Raw genomic sequence first — 13,721 nt, forward strand, 5'->3', positions numbered from 1 at the left:
GTAATACAAAGCCGTGCTGTTAAGTGGTAGTGGTCACACAATACCAATCTCTCTGCAGTCCTCTAATGCTGAATGCCCATGAAATCGGTGTGCATGCCCCTCTGGCTGTTTATAGTTTTCTCGGTGTTTTATCTGACAGATAATTTCGTTATGGCGAAATCAGTTCAAAGTATCTTCCCAGACTCCTGAAACGCGCCCGCAGCCACCACATACTCCCTGAACGGTAACTCCACCCGAGCAATCGCATAATCCCCCGCCAAAGCCACATACCCGCCCAGCGCCGGCAGCGCCTGTATCTGCGCCGCCGTCACCACATCCTCCGCCACCCGTTCCATGTTGTCCGACGTATTACGGTTATCCGCACTGCGGCTGATACTGAATTTTGGCCTTTCAACTTCATGCTTGCCAAGGCTTTCGCTCATATCCTTGGCAGTCTGCGGGTCGGTGCGGGAGCCGCCGAGCACTGCCAAGTTGCGGAAGCTAGCCCGGATGGTGGTCGCCATGGTGCGCCCGTAGATATGTTCCAGCTGTGACGTGCTTTGCAGGCCGGCGACAATGCGCAAGCCGTTCTTGCGGCCTTTGGTCAGCCCGGCTTCCAAAGAGGGCAGTGCTTCCAGGCTGGCCAGTTCATCTATGAACAGCCACCAGCGCCGGTGGGCACTTTCGGGCATGGACAGGATGGACGTGATGAATACGTCTGCCCAGGACGACACCAGCGGTTTCATGGAACTCATCATGTCTTCGCGCCAGTTGATATACAGGTTGCCGCCATCGGGCTTTTCCAGCCAGTCGCGGATGGAAAATCTGCCGGGCTTCATGCCAGTATGTTCCGATAGCTTGTTCGACAGCACGAAGCGGGCGGAAGACAGCGCCTTGCTGGCTTCGCTGGAACCGACAAATAGGGATTCGGCGAGTGTGCCTTCCAGAAACTGCTTCAGCACTTTGGGGTCTTCGATGGTGCAAAGCCGGAACAGATCCATGATGCTGGCTTCCTCGCCCTGCAATTCATAGAGCTTCTTGGCCGTTTCGCGCAGCAGCAGGCGACCGAAATCGTTCCATTCTTCCGCGTTGCGGTCCTGGCTCATGGGAACCATGGAGCGGGCTAGGCGTTTCCAGTCGTAATCGGCGCGCACTTCGTTGAAGAAGGACCAGCCCTGGCTGCGGGCGTCATAGGGGTTGAGGATGACGTCGTTAGGCTGCCAGAACTTGCTGAGCAGATCGCCATTGGGGTCAATGACGATCATGCGGTCATTGCGTGTGGGCGTCTGGCCGGGGAGATGCCGGGCCATGTCATGCTGCGAGCGTTTCAGCACCGATGCCGCCATGTTTCGCAGCAGTACGGATTTACCGGAACCCGTCGCCCCGCTGATGAGCAGGTGCAGGTTTTCATTGGCGGTGGGCATGGGAATGCCGCCCACATCAATCTGCATCTTGCCGCGTTCTTCGCATTGGCGTGCCAGGTTGTTGGCGCTGGTGGTGCGGGTGCCACGCACAAAGCGCTTGTAGGCGGCGCCTTCAAAACCTTCGGTCCTGGCGGTGCGACCAATGAATAGAATCAGTGTCAGGGAAAGCACCAGGCCGACACCCAGGGCGCCCCAGAGCACGGGGTATTGCGGCGTGAGCATCACGAAATGCCGGAAGGTATGGGCGTTCCAGTCGCGCCAGTGCATCTGGCTGGCCCAGGTGGCGGCAAGCATCCAGGTAGTGGGCGGAAAGACGGCCAGGGAAAAGGCGGCAATACGCCGCCGGGTGATGGGTGAGATCAGGGTGGACATGGAGCATGACCCTCAAGGAATTAGAAGCTGGCCCAGGGCCAGCCCGGCCAGCAGACCGCCAAGCACGCCAGCAGTGCCGCCTACGACCAGGGCAATGAGCGCCATGCGGCGAGCGGATTGGTGGGCGATACGGGCATACTGGGCGGATTCCCGGCTCAGCTGATCCAGGTGGGTGCCGGTATCGCTTAGCATGGATTGAACGGACTGCTGAAGCTGTAGATTCACAGGCCGGGCAGCTGCTTCAAGCGTAGCGCTGAGGTGGCGACCGAGTTGCTGGGGCAACATCTGTTGCGCCTCGCTCATGGACTGCATCTGCTGCTGTGCGGTATCCAGGGTACGGGTGGCGGTTTCCAGCCTGTCCACCAGGCCGGCGACTTCGCCCAGGACTTCGTGGTACAGCAAATCCAGTTTTGAACGGGGGCCGCTGGGTGGGGTGTGGGCGTCCATGCTGGATCACGAGAATAGAGCCGAGAAGGCGGCATTCATCTGCCGGTCCACCGGCTTGGCGAGAGCGCGCAGGGCGTGGCGGTTGCTCAGCTGCGAGATGCGGGCGTGATCGTCAGGGTCGGCAGCGCGCAATAGGGCGCGGTAGTCGGTCTGGTCGGCCAGTACATCGGCAATGGTGGTGCGCTGATCGGCCAGCAGCTCGAAGACTTCGTTTTCGTAGACGGCGGCGCGCGGATTGGCCTGTACTTCGCCCGTCTTGGCGGCATAGGCCAGAATCGACGGAAACTCGTCTTCCACGTTGCTATCAACGCGGTTGAATAGAATCCGTACCCGGTCTGAGTCCACCCCCAGCGCAGCCAGCGCGGCCACGGTTTTGATGGTCTCGCGCTGGGCTTTGCCGGTGTTGATGACAGGCAGGACGAAGTAGCTCATCTCTTCGTGCGCGCCTTCGTAGCGCATCATGTGGGTCAGAAAATCTTCGATATTGCTGGCCCCGACATCGACAATGGCGTCATCGCGGGTGAGCAATTCACGGAACAGGCGTCCGAAGTGTTCGCCGCGTAGCTGATCCACGTCCAGGCCTAGGTCGGCTCCGGTTTCGTTGGTGGACTCCACCGCGAATATCTGCGCTCCGTTCATGCGGGGTGCCAGTAGGTGGGAAGCAACAACTGTCTTGCCAACGGAGCCGGTGTAGTTGAGAACGGCGACTTTCATGGTTCATTCCTTTTGGTGGAGTCAGGGGGGCTGGAAGCGCTGCGGTTGGTCAAGCCTTCGCGGCGTAGGGCTTCCAGATCAACACGCATATCGCGAATCTTGCGCAGGTCGCCGGGCGTCTGGATGTTGCTGGGCCGCCCCTGAATGGCATCAAGGGTCCCGGCGGTTGCGGATGGCGCTGAGGGCGTTGTGGTGGGCGTAGCAGGTGGCTTTGGCTTGGCGGCAGGCCCGGCTGCAGCAGCGCGCTGGGCCTTGCGCCAGCGGTAGAGCGTGATGGCGTAGGTGCTTTGCTGTACGGTCAGGCCCGCTGCGGCCAGATCATCCAGCACGGCGGCATGGGGAACGCCGGCAGCCAACTCAGCTTCGATCAAGGAGAATAGGGCACGCAGGCGGGCGGCGATACTGATGCGTGGGTCCAGCTCGGCGAGCGCGGCCCGGTAGCGTGCAACGGGAGCGGAGTCAGTCATAGGATTCCAGGGGTCGGGTGAGCGCCGCTTATTGCGACAGTTCGGGAAAGACAGCGGCCTGCTTGGCCACCAGCCAAGAGCGGCCCGTGGCCAGCGCTTCGTCGTAGGCGGACTGTTCATCCGTGAAACGTGTCACCTTGCCGTGGGTCGAGAACTGACCGCCGCCGACTTCCTGGCCGCCTTCAAGCAGGCGCAGCGTGAAGCAACCTGAATCGGCAGGGTGGGGAAGAATCTCGAAAGTGAAGCGCAGCCGGGCCTGGGTAACGTCGTCGTAGAACTGTCTTTCGACTTCTCGCAGGCGGGCAGTCCATTCCGGGCCGATGCGGTCCAGGGCTTCCGCGATGCTGTAGCCGCGTTCGCGCAGCCAGTCACAGCGATTCAGGATGAGCGCCGCAGTCAGCGCTTCGCCCAGGCTCATGGGGCCGATGCCGTGCAGGGCGGCTTCCTGTGCGATGTTGAGCATGCGGGTGTCGATGGTCGAGTGCATGGGGTCTCCTTTGCCTTGTGAATTGAAAGGGCAATACGGGGGTGAAAAGAAGGTGTTGCCCGAAAGGGCGGGTGCTGGCTTCGTTGCCGACCGACAGCCGCTATGCGGCTGTGCAGCGTGGCGATGCAAGATGGCCCGGCGTGAACAGGCTCAGTGCTGCGCGTCAGGGGCTGACGGCGTCAGTTATTCACAGGCCGGTTCGGTAGAAGTAAGGTAGAAATAAGGTAGAAGGCGCGACAATGGCTGGAAAGCCAATGTTCATGCGGGTTTCAAAAACTCATGCGCGATGCTGTGACGATAAAGCGCGATGTTCTGACGAAAGGCCGCGATCTTATGACGAGCTCGCCGCGATGCTATGACGATGCTCAAAGCCACTTATCCACAGGCTGGAAATCGGGCCTGAAGTGGCTGCTTCCGGGCATGAAGCGCGATGCTATGACGATGAAAGCCTACCGATCCAGGCGCGTCCAGACTGCCTGCTCATGGCCGCGAATGGCGGCTTCAATCCGGGGTTCTGCAATCACTTTCAAGGCTTCCAGTTCGTCCAGGCTGCGCTCCAGTGTGACCCGGAAATCCCGCATCCGCCCGGTGTATTGGGCGCGCTGCTTGAGGATGTCCAGGCTGTATTTCTGCTGGATGTCGGCAGAGGTGCCAATCAGCCGTTGCAGGCTTTTGGACAGATCATGGCGCATTTGCAGGCGCTTGGCCCAGTCCACCAGAGCGTATTCCCGGTTGCCGAAAATCTGTGCCCAGCGCGGGTCGGCGTACAGGGTGTAGCTGCCCGTGGGGTCGTGGTAATCGAAGCCCCCGATCATGGCAATGACACGGGTGGAAGGATGACGGCCATAGCTGTATTTCACCGAGCCGTCTTTTCTGCGCGCCTCGATGCACAGGGTGAAGCGAGCCAGGTCTTTCATGCCTTCATGCAGCCATTCATAGGCGCTGCCGCCGGTAGGCCGGCCCATGCCGCGCAGGAAGTCAGCGCGGTTTATGACCGGCGCCTCGCCCAGCAAGGCCGTGGTTTGCAGATACATGGCGTGCATCCAGATGTCGGCATGGTCTTCACTCAGTTGCTTGCCCGAGCCTTTCAGCAGGATGTGGCTGCCCTCCAGGAATACGGTTTCATCGTGCAGAGGACGCCAACCCCGGCGTACCGGGGCAAAGATGGCGCTACGGGCGATGTAGTTGGGAATGGCCCGGACGGTCTCGTTCATGCCGGGCAGCATGAACGGTGTCGGGGTGGTGGCCTGTTTCTCTGCGGCGTCAGCCATGGCCTGTGAAGCTTTCTGCATAGCGCGCTGCATGGCAGCTGACAGCCGCTGCAGGTTGGCATCCTTGTGAAAAGGCGTGCGGGTGGGCGTGGTCATTGAGGATGCTCCGGGCGAACCCATGCAAGGGCCGCCCGGAATGTGTGCAGCGCCTCACACGGGTTCGGGGTGGGTTGTGACCCGGCAGGCTGCCGGGTCGAATAGGGTAGAAGTGGCGCTGTTGCAGGAACTCAGGCGACGACGTGGCGCCGGGGATCAAACCAGATTTCTTGCACACGGAATTTATCGACATGCACAACAATGTCCACGGTCTGCTGCAGAAAGGTCTGAATCGTGGGTAAGTCCAGATTGCCACCAGTGGGGGACTGCTTGGTAAGGATGGCCAGCCGGTCAAAGGCGTCGATTGCGCTGTTGGCGTGTGTGGTGGTGACGGATCCCGGGTGGCCGGTGTTCAGCGCGGCCAGATAGTCCCATGTTTCGGGGCCGCGCAACTCTGCCAGAAAAATTCGGTCGGGCGACAGGCGCATGCAGGCGGCCAGGCAGTCGGTGGCGGACACGCGGCCCCGTGTGCCGCCGTACATCATGTGAACGCGGTTTTCATGCCAGGGCAGGATCAGTTCATGCACGTCTTCAATGGTGATAAGGCGTTCATGGACGGGTATTTCATTCATGAGGGATCGGGCAAAAGTGGTTTTTCCTGACCCTGTTGCACCCGAAATCACCACGTTCTTGCGCGCGCGGACGGAGTCCACCAAAAACTCGAAATAGTCTCCCCTGTTCTTCAGTATCAGCAGTCGCTGATCGAGTTTCGACAGACCGTCAGCACCATATTTGGCGGTGGCATCCATAGTGGCCTTGAAAGCCCCGCCGGACGCCAGCTGCTTCAGGTAGAAAGTTTCCGTGGCGTGTTTACGGATGTTGATGGCGAGGGTGTCGTCTATGCAGGCCGGCGGCAGAATGATCTGGCCGCGCTCCCCATCGGGCAGTACCACCGACATGATGGGGCTGCGCGCCATGTGGTTGTAGGCTGCCAGGGCCGTCGCCAGCGCTTCGAGCTGCGGGTAGCTCAGTTCCTCGCAGTCGTGTGACAGCCAATGTCCGTCTGTGCGAGCGTACAGATGGCCTTCGCGCACAATGGCGATCTCTGTGACTTTCGGGTCCTGCAGATGTTGGGCCAACGGCCGCAGAAAGGTCCGCACTGAAATGCCGCGATCAAAAGGGACCACTTCAAGGGGTAAGTTCAAGGTCGTAGACATGGCTGAAATCCAGATCACGGGCGACCATGATGCCGATGCGTTCGCCCTGGTTCTTGTAAAGAGTAGGAGGTATGTCCAAAGACTTTTCCAGAATCTTGGCGATGGCTTCCTGCCCGCCCTGGGCGGTGTTGTCAAAGCGGATGTTGTTGTCGCCCGACTGGCCCTGGTTCGATGCCCAGTTGCCGAAGTCGCCCACCAGGGATAGCAGAATGGCGTTGCCGAAGCGCTCCCAGAAATGGTTGTCGACATGGCCGTCCAGCCCGGCTTCCCCCAGGGGGCCGGTGCCGGGTGAGGCCAACTCAACGATGACACCAGCGGGGGTTTCCAGCCGGTTCCAGGTGACAAAGGTGCGTGCCTGGCCCTGCTGGATGCCGCCGGACTGATAGCCGGTGAACTTGGTGCCGGCGTCGATCAGCTTGACCTTGCCGTTGGCGCTCATAACATCGTGCGTGGCCAGGCAGGTGAGCAGCCCCGGCTGGGTGCTGACCAGCTTGGTTTGCAGCGTGCAGTCGATCATGGTGCCTTGGGTAAGCAGAAAGTTGCGATCCCCCAGCAGGCCGGCCACGGAGGGTGCCAGCTCCAGGGGCCGCAGCTTGTCGGCCAGCGGGCCGGCGTCGCTGTAAGGGCCGTTTGGGGCGCTGGCTTGGCTGCCGCTTGCGCTGCCCCCGTCTGCGCCGCCCGCCTGCAGCGGGCTGGCCAGCCGCCGCTGTGCCACTTCATCGACAGGCGGCGGTGCTGCGGGCGTCGATGGTGGAAGGACATAGGCGGGCGCAGGGACCGGCTGAGGTGCCAGGGGAGGCAAAGGCTTGGGTGGCGAAGGTCGCTCCACCCTGGGCGGCTTGAGCCGGTTGGTGATTCCGCTTTGATCGGCTTCCAGGCCGCTGTCGCTGGCAGGCGCTGGTTCCCGGCTCCAGACTTTCAGCAGCACGCCGATGGCCACGGCAATGGCCACCAGGATGGTGAGCCACAGAAAAGCGCGTGCGCCGCGTGGGGCGCTGCGCCCGGCGGTTTCCAGGTTCAGGGCTTCGCGCTCCAGGCCAGCCGTGGGGGTCTGGCCCTGCTGCGGATCGGTGTCGTTCATGGGCTGTTCCTTCATGGCGTAATCTCCCGAATCCGCAGCGTCGGTACAGGCGCTGCCGCGCCTTTCACTGTGCGCCGGACAGCGGGGGAAGCTGTGCCGGTGTGGGCGGGTACAGGGATCAGGCCGAAGGCTTCGTTATGGATGGCCAGCACCTGGTTGCCCAGGCGCAGATGCCAGCGTGGCGAGGTGCGATGCAGCACCATCGTGCGTTCATCGGCCATGTGATAGTTGGTGATGACTTCCTGGCCGTCAGGGGTCACGCGGTATACCGTGGGCATGTCGGTTTCCGGAGGAAATTGCAGCCAGGTATGGCGGCCATCATCCCAGGCGTGAACGGGCGCGAGGCTGGCGTCGCCACTGCGCGTGTACGCCTGCCAGTTCATCGTGCCGGCGGATGCCTGTAACGAGCGCTCAACCGCTGCCTTCCGGGCGGCCTGTGCCTTCATGCGGGCTTCTACTTCCGGGTAGCGCATCACCAGCTTGTAAAGGGCCGGTGAGCCGCGGTCGTGGCTGTAAGACAGCCGGAAGCTGTATTCGCGCCGGTCGGTGATGACAATGAGGTTGGTGTCGGCGTCTTCGGCGGTGGGCTTGAAGAACAGGTGGTGGTTCTTGTACGTGAAGGCGTAAGCCTGACTGTCGCCAAAGACGTGATACTGGTAGGTTTCGCCGGGTTCCAGCTGGATGTGGGTGGCGACACCGATCACCGCATCCAGCTGGATCACGTTGGCCGGGTCATAGTTGACATAGCGCACCCGATGGTCGAGCCGTGAAGCGCGGGGCGTCTCCAGCGCCCAGGCGCTGGCCGGCAGGGCCAGGCACAGCAGCAGCGCCACCGCCCGCCTGCGTGGGAAGAGTTCAAACATGGGGGTTCCTTCTGATCCGGGGGGGTCAGCGCGACAGGTCGGCAGCCAGGTCGTAGCGAACAACCTGAAAGCCCAGCGGGTTGCGACGGGCGACGGCTTCGGTGAGGGGAACGTCGGCGTACTGGTAGGCCATGGTGGCAATCAGGTGCCGCGTCCTGGTGATGTTGCCGGTAGAGACTTCACGTTCCGTTCTGGTGAAACGGACAATGGCTGCCTGATTGGCGCCCAGAGTGATGGAATGAACCTGAACATCCACCGTACCCAGGGTGCCAAGCCGCGTAGTCACGGCATCCGACCCTTCAAAACGCTTGCCGTACTGCACTTGAATGGATGGCGAGGACAGCAGGGCGCAGGTGTCGAATTGCTCCTGGATGGTCTGCCAGCTGTAGCCTTCGCAATTCAGCACGTAGGTGTTCAGGAAATACTTGGCGATGCGCTGGCCGTAGTCTTCCATCGGTTCACCCAGGGTGCTGACATGCTCGATGCTGCCGGTGGCGTTATCCACGCGCACTACATACATTTCGGGCGGCTGCTTCAGGGGCGTCAATCCCGCCACGGCAGCGACAGCGGCAAAGGCGATCAGCCCCGCGCCCATCGCAACCTGCCAGGCGCGCTTGCGGCTGGTGACCAGTTCGCCCAGGTGGTCGCGCTCCAGGCCGCGTGATTGCTCCAGCCAGGCAGCGACATCTTCAGACTTGAGAGGTTCTGCCACAGTTCAGACTCCTTTGAAAATCGGTGCGCTGGCGTTCACCGGCACACGCGGCCCGTCAGCAGGCTGTGGGGGTTGGGGCGCATGAAAGGCGCAGCCGGCCAGCAGCCCGGCCAGCGCCAGGGCGGCAATGAGTTTTTGCATGGAATGGGCTCCTGTGCTGCCGCGTGGGCAGAAGGAAGGGTGTGATGGCCCCGCTTGGGCAGCGGGTGGGGAAAGGCTTACTTGGCGCGCAGGCGCAGCATGCTGCGCAGACGTAGAACAGAGAACGCGCCCCGGGCGGCGGAGCCGACACCGAGTTGAGCGCCGAAGCCGTTGGAGAGGCCGGCGGCAAGGCCGGGGATCAGAATCATGATGACGAGGCTTGCGGCTCCGACCAGAACTTGAGCTCCGAACAGCGAAAGCACATCGGCCATCCCTGTTTCTATTTGGTCAGCTATCATGCGGATCAGCTGGATGTTGAGCTGCAGGATAAGGCCGAAGACCAGGCCCGCAAGCAAGGCGAGGAAGACAAAGTTCAATGCCTGTGAAACCCAGTTATTGAAGAGAGGTTTTGTTGGCTCGAACAATGTCGCGGCGATGAAGAGCGGCCCTGCTGCAACCACCAGTGCCATGCCGACTTTGCAGACCACCACAATGACCATGATGATGCTGCCTACGACGGCCGCATTGATCCGTAATAGTGTCGCCAGGATGCTGACCAGCACTTCCCTGGTGGAAGGCATGAAGTTGTACCAGGGCCGGTCGCTGGAACCCAGCATGGCATTGGATGCCTCACTGGTCTCGTTCTGAAGCTTATCGACTTCTGCCGCCACGTTGCCCGTGCCGAGCGCGAGCTGTGTGACATCGTCAGGCAGTGCGATCATGGTTTTGGCGATGTCGTTCTGATACAGGCCGCCTGCCCCAAAGATCATAGACACAATCGCCACGAGAATGGCCTTGCGGAAGAACTCTGTGACGGTCATATTGCTTTGACCGTGCATGAGTGCAAACGCATACACAACGAATTGCAGAGTCAGGCTCACTACGATGACCGGCATGAGTGCTTCGAACAGTGCCTGCATCGGCCCGTTGACAGCATCGCTGAGGATGCCTTCGGTTTGCGTCATGACCCATTCAGCTATGTTGCTTGGCGTGGTGGGTGCTGCGACGGATGGAGTGAGGCTGGCCATGGTGTGCCTGCCTATTCAGCTGCGCCGGGGGATGAGTCTGACGCTGGCTTGTTCCCAAACCATCCGCCATAGACACGTTCAGCCCGGGCCTGCAGCAGTTGTCGTTCCGCATCCAGTTGCTGTGCGGCAAGCTGAATGCGGGTCTGTTCGGCTGAGATATTCGCTTGCTCAATCTGAATCCGCGCCTGCAGTTCAGCAATTTCCTTGGGGTTTGTCGTTTGATTGATCTGATCCTGCAGGGCATCGACGTTGGCCAGCCGCTGAGTCATCGAATCGTAGGCCCGTTCACTCATGGCTTTCGCGGTGGCCTCAATGTTCAGCGACCGCTTGGATAGCTCTTGTCGGTCTTCGGCGAAATTCACCGGGGCCAGGACATCATCCGTGATGCGGGAAACATCCCCGTTCAAGCCTGAGCTGCCAGAACGGTTCAGCAGGTCCTGGGCGTTGGACGGCAGCGCAGCGCGAAGCTGGTCGCGGATGGCGTAATCATTGGGAATGACACCGTAGCCGCTGGACTGCGTGAATGCGGCAAGCTGCTCCCTGGCTGTTGCCAGTTGATCCGTCAGGTTCTTAAGCTGGTCGCGGGCGGTCAGCAGCTGTTCTTGCAACTGGGCTATGGTTGCAGCATCGACCGTAGGGATGCCGCTGGCGCAGGCAGGATTCATGAAAACAGCGGCCAGGGCAATGCCCGCCGCAAGGTGCTTGTAGCGTGTCATGGGAGAACTCCGGGGGGGAACGGGGGGCGGCGTGCTAAGTCGCCGGATGGGGTGGCGCTTCAGACGAAGCGGTTAGATGCGTAAAACACTGCCAGTTGAGTATGATTCTTCGGCCAAAAGCCGTCATTTCGACCACATTTAGTAGCCCGTCTTACTGATGGTTTTTCTAAGCTTAATCTTCCTCCCGAATTTGAGATTATTTTCTTATGAAAATCAATGAAAAACGGACTCCAGAGAGAATCGTCGATGGCGATTTTGAGAAAGAAGCCATCTCCTCGAGCGCCAGGCTTTTCTACATCCTGATAACAATGACAATCATCTATGTTTTCGCGGGGATGAGTAAAATTGACAGAAATCAGGCGATGGATAATCTTAGGTCTATGAGTATTATCCATGCATTGATTGTTCTTGCTGAAGGGGGGGCGCCACACAGAGAGATGCTTCGTCTGGATCTGACAAAATTCCACGCCCGCGCGAGGGCCGAAGTTGCCGAAAATGAATTTATTCTTCCAGAGAAATTCGGGGATGGGTCAATTCAAAATGCAGGAATCTATGAGGTTTCGATGAGATTTGCTCCAGCTGCCACTTGCAAAGTCTCAGTGGTTGAAGCTAAGAAGGGAGTGGAGTTCTATGGCGCCAGTAGTTATATAGCAGGCGGCCTACACAAAATTTCTAGTGAGGATTCTCGTTTAGTCAGCTTTGGACGCTGTGGCGTCGGGTATGGTCAAGATTTTCATGCTTGGATTTTTAAGGATAAAAAAAACCAGATTCTTGTGGGGATTCCCAAATCATTTCAAGATTCATTCCCATATCTAAGACCGCCGACACCTGCGGAGCTATTCGTTATAGAAGAAACCGAAGAGATTAAGGGGCTGCTTCCGATGCTTGTGCAGGAGTACTTGGAAGTTAACGAGCCGTTTGTGTTGATCCACGTTCAAGCGCTACGACATGCTATCTTGCGCTACGCAGCGGAGAGACGGGGGGTTTATTACAGTGCCGATGAATTAGAAACTGCAGTATCTCGGCTCTACGAAGAAGTAGAGGCACGGACCGGTTTTATAGGTATAAACGCAACGCATACAACGATCATCCGATTTGGGCCGATAGTAATTTTCATCGTTGCGTGGGAGCTGTGGCGCCGTGTTCGCCGAATCGCCCCGACAGTTAGACGCGATTCAACTTGGTTCCCGTTTGACGTACAGCTTCCCGTAGCAGAAGTGATGGCATCTCTGTTCGCTTTGGCGCCGTTCGTTTCAGCGCTGTTGATCACATATTTCTTTGTTGAATCTCAGGAACTGGGGGTGGTGATTTTTGATCGAATAGTAACGATCTCTGGCATTTTGGCTTTCGATTTTCCGTTGGCTCCGAGTCCAGGGTGGATCAGTAAAGACTATTGGGCGCTTACGCTTATCCCTCTCTTCGTTTCTCTGGCTGGTTTGTTGTTATTTACTTCACTTCGGCTGCTTGCGATTATCAGAGTCAATGCGAAAAATTTCGCGGAATGATTCCTTGGGTTCGTCTGCGAAAAATTCGTTGCTGTCACGGAGGGCATGTTTCGCTAGCCATACGATCAACTTTCACTATGGGTAGTGCTCTGCCTCTCATAAGTCGATGAATCCAGATTAAATCCAGGCTTTTACGACTTACCGCTTGGAAATGGCGGCTTGGTATTCGGTCTCTGAAATACGTCGGGCTTTTAGGTTGTTCGAGACAATTTCATCGTCAGCTTCCTTGTAGGCAATCTGTGCGCTGTCGCCCACAACCAGGATGTTGTCCGCGCCGTTTAGTGTGGCCGGCACGGTATTGGACCGGTATCCAACTTTGCCGAAGTTGTTCCATGCTGTTTCTGTGAACAGGAACGTGTCGTCGTTCCGTTCAATGTGGACCAGGGTTGGTGGGTAGCGACCGTTATCCGAGAACCAATGGCCGATGAATTTCTCGCCCTTCGGTTCGGTCTTGCATCCCGCCAGGATGCTTAGCAGGGCAGTGGCTCCGGAAGCGGCGATGAAATGTCTTCGATTCATTGGGTGTTCCTATGGTGGTCGGTTATCAGTAATTCCCTGGCTGCGTTTGTACGCTGCCCAGGCGTCGGCCACGCTGCAAGCGTGTCCGGCAGTTGTAAGCCAGGCAGCACGTTCGTCTTGTTTCTGATTGTTCCACCAGGCCATGCCGGCTATCTCATCGGCAGAGGGCTGAGTTTGGAGGTTGGGAAGGTTCACAGGCACAGGTCTGGTCCCTCCTGTTCATGCCGTGGGGACAGCCTTAGCGCATGGTCGAAGCGCGCGCCGATTAGGTCGGCCACCCGCTGATAATCCTCCGGGGTGGGGCGCTGCCCATTCACTTCATGAACGTGCAGGCTGTAATACTTTTGCACACCTTGCTCAAAATAGGCACGATCCTGGCGCGGGTAGGTGGAGGAAAACCAGATATCAGGACTCTGGCGCGGGTCGCTGCATGACGGTTCGGTCACGCCGTAATCCTGGCTGTGTCGTTCGAGGTCGTCAGCGTCCACCGTCACCCGGTCAAGCTCGATGTCACGGGTGTTGGTTTCCCCGGCTTCCAGGTTTTCATGCGTCCAGTGTTCGCTGTAGACCGAGATCAGGAAAGTGTCTTCCGGGGTGTCTGCGTCCGGGCCGTGCAGGCTCAACCGCGTGTAGAAGTCCTGATCTTTGGCCGTCTGCAGATCATCACGAACCTGTATCTGGCGCCGCTCTTCATCCAGCGCCTGCTGCTTCGCACGTTCGTTGGCGTTGTGTTTCATGGGGC

General features: G+C 59.1%; 16 protein-coding genes. 1 reads left to right on the plus strand and 15 read right to left on the minus strand.

Annotated elements, in window-relative coordinates; translation table 11 throughout:
• Positions 1-164: 164 nt before the first annotated feature.
• From EV686_RS07200 to EV686_RS07260, 13 genes are all read right to left on the minus strand, one after another.
• Positions 165-1,775, minus strand: coding sequence for a type IV secretion system DNA-binding domain-containing protein (locus tag EV686_RS07200; RefSeq protein WP_132475031.1), 1,611 nt, complete (start codon positions 1,773-1,775; stop codon positions 165-167).
• Between the two features lie 12 nt (positions 1,776-1,787).
• A complete protein-coding gene (locus EV686_RS07205) occupies positions 1,788-2,222 on the minus strand; it encodes a hypothetical protein (protein ID WP_132475033.1) in 435 nt (144 codons plus the stop codon).
• 6 nt (positions 2,223-2,228) lie between these two features.
• Positions 2,229-2,936, minus strand: a complete 708-nt coding sequence (stbB, locus tag EV686_RS07210; RefSeq protein WP_132475035.1) for a StbB family protein — start codon at positions 2,934-2,936, stop codon at positions 2,229-2,231.
• Entirely contained in the window at positions 2,933-3,403 is a 471-nt protein-coding gene (locus EV686_RS07215) for a hypothetical protein (RefSeq protein ID WP_132475037.1), read from the minus strand. The genes stbB and EV686_RS07215 overlap by 4 nt, the downstream gene beginning before the upstream one ends.
• A 28-nt stretch (positions 3,404-3,431) precedes the next feature.
• Positions 3,432-3,890 carry a hypothetical protein gene (locus EV686_RS07220; RefSeq protein ID WP_132475039.1) on the minus strand — a complete coding sequence of 153 codons (459 nt, stop codon included), beginning with the start codon at positions 3,888-3,890 and terminating at the stop codon, positions 3,432-3,434.
• 449 nt (positions 3,891-4,339) lie between these two features.
• The gene (locus tag EV686_RS07225) at positions 4,340-5,257 is read right to left on the minus strand and encodes a TrfA (RefSeq protein WP_132475041.1); all 918 of its coding nucleotides are present in this window, start codon (positions 5,255-5,257) and stop codon (positions 4,340-4,342) included.
• Between the two features lie 131 nt (positions 5,258-5,388).
• Entirely contained in the window at positions 5,389-6,414 is a 1,026-nt protein-coding gene (virB11, locus tag EV686_RS07230; protein ID WP_132475042.1) for a P-type DNA transfer ATPase VirB11, read from the minus strand.
• The gene (gene virB10 / locus EV686_RS07235; protein ID WP_243650787.1) at positions 6,386-7,495 is read right to left on the minus strand and encodes a type IV secretion system protein VirB10; all 1,110 of its coding nucleotides are present in this window, start codon (positions 7,493-7,495) and stop codon (positions 6,386-6,388) included. The genes virB11 and virB10 overlap by 29 nt, the downstream gene beginning before the upstream one ends.
• Positions 7,496-7,506: 11 nt before the next feature.
• On the minus strand, positions 7,507-8,358 hold the full coding sequence (locus EV686_RS07240; protein WP_132475046.1) for a TrbG/VirB9 family P-type conjugative transfer protein: 852 nt from the start codon (positions 8,356-8,358) through the stop codon (positions 7,507-7,509).
• Between the two features lie 25 nt (positions 8,359-8,383).
• The gene (locus EV686_RS07245) at positions 8,384-9,070 is read right to left on the minus strand and encodes a VirB8 family type IV secretion system protein (protein WP_132475047.1); all 687 of its coding nucleotides are present in this window, start codon (positions 9,068-9,070) and stop codon (positions 8,384-8,386) included.
• Between the two features lie 3 nt (positions 9,071-9,073).
• Positions 9,074-9,211 (minus strand): hypothetical protein, encoded by a 138-nt coding sequence (locus tag EV686_RS07250; protein WP_026483152.1) that lies wholly within the window; start codon positions 9,209-9,211, stop codon positions 9,074-9,076.
• A 77-nt stretch (positions 9,212-9,288) separates the two neighbouring features.
• The gene (locus EV686_RS07255) at positions 9,289-10,176 is read right to left on the minus strand and encodes a TrbL/VirB6 family protein (RefSeq protein ID WP_243650788.1); all 888 of its coding nucleotides are present in this window, start codon (positions 10,174-10,176) and stop codon (positions 9,289-9,291) included.
• Positions 10,177-10,250: 74 nt separating this feature from the next.
• Positions 10,251-10,955 (minus strand): TrbJ/VirB5 family protein, encoded by a 705-nt coding sequence (locus EV686_RS07260; RefSeq protein ID WP_132475051.1) that lies wholly within the window; start codon positions 10,953-10,955, stop codon positions 10,251-10,253.
• 206 nt (positions 10,956-11,161) lie between these two features.
• Between EV686_RS07260 and EV686_RS07265 the strand changes: the two genes are divergently transcribed.
• On the plus strand, positions 11,162-12,460 hold the full coding sequence (locus tag EV686_RS07265; protein WP_132475053.1) for a hypothetical protein: 1,299 nt from the start codon (positions 11,162-11,164) through the stop codon (positions 12,458-12,460).
• A gap of 138 nt (positions 12,461-12,598) precedes the next feature.
• Here the strand turns inward: EV686_RS07265 and EV686_RS07270 are convergent, their stop codons facing one another.
• Positions 12,599-12,979 (minus strand): twin-arginine translocation signal domain-containing protein, encoded by a 381-nt coding sequence (locus EV686_RS07270; protein WP_132475055.1) that lies wholly within the window; start codon positions 12,977-12,979, stop codon positions 12,599-12,601.
• Between the two features lie 191 nt (positions 12,980-13,170).
• Positions 13,171-13,716 (minus strand): hypothetical protein, encoded by a 546-nt coding sequence (locus EV686_RS07275; RefSeq protein WP_132475057.1) that lies wholly within the window; start codon positions 13,714-13,716, stop codon positions 13,171-13,173.
• Positions 13,717-13,721: the final 5 nt, after the last annotated feature.

The organism is Paracandidimonas soli (assembly GCF_004342005.1).
GTDB classification, from domain to species: Bacteria; Pseudomonadota; Gammaproteobacteria; order Burkholderiales; family Burkholderiaceae_B; genus Paracandidimonas; species Paracandidimonas soli.